Below are 632 nucleotides of genomic sequence, written 5' to 3' on the forward strand. Positions count from 1 at the left end.
CTGACGGGTTCACAAGTGCTGGCTAAAACATACGGCAAAGATGAGGAAGGCGTACAGATTGACGTGCAAAAAGGGGAAGAAACCGAAACCCTCAGCGCTTCCAAATTGCTCATTTCTGTAGGGCGTCAGGCAAATGTGGAAAATATCGGGCTGGAAAATACGGATATCCGCGTAGAGCGTGGCTTTATCTCGGTTAATGAGCATTTGCAGACGAATGAACCACATATTTACGCCATTGGAGATTGCATCGGCGGCTTACAACTGGCGCATGCGGCGAGCCATGAAGGTTTGCAGGCGGTTCATCATATGGTGGGCGAAGAGTTTCACAGTGTACCTAACCATCTGATTCCGCGGTGTATTTATACACGTCCTGAAGCCGCGAGCGTCGGCTTAACGGAGCAAGAAGCCCGTGAGCGTGGACATCAGGTGAAGACAGGGAAGTTCCCTTTTCAAGCTATCGGAAAATCGCTAGTATACGGCAGTCGGGACGGCTTCGTCAAAGTAGTGGCCGACGAGAAGACCAATGATATTCTCGGTGTACATATGATCGGTACGCATGTGACGGATCTGATCAGCGAGGCCGCTCTTGCGCAACTGCTGGATGCTACGCCATGGGAAGTCGGACAACTTAT

General features: G+C 50.9%; 1 protein-coding gene. It reads left to right on the forward strand.

Annotation, left to right across the window (positions count from 1 at the left end; all coding sequences use genetic code 11):
• A partial coding sequence (locus GRP75_RS28820) for an FAD-dependent oxidoreductase (RefSeq protein ID WP_160791097.1) occupies window positions 1–632 on the forward strand: 632 nt, incomplete at both ends.

It is taken from the genome of Paenibacillus sp. OT2-17, from assembly GCF_009827695.1.
Taxonomy (GTDB): domain Bacteria; phylum Bacillota; class Bacilli; order Paenibacillales; family Paenibacillaceae; genus Paenibacillus; species Paenibacillus polymyxa_B.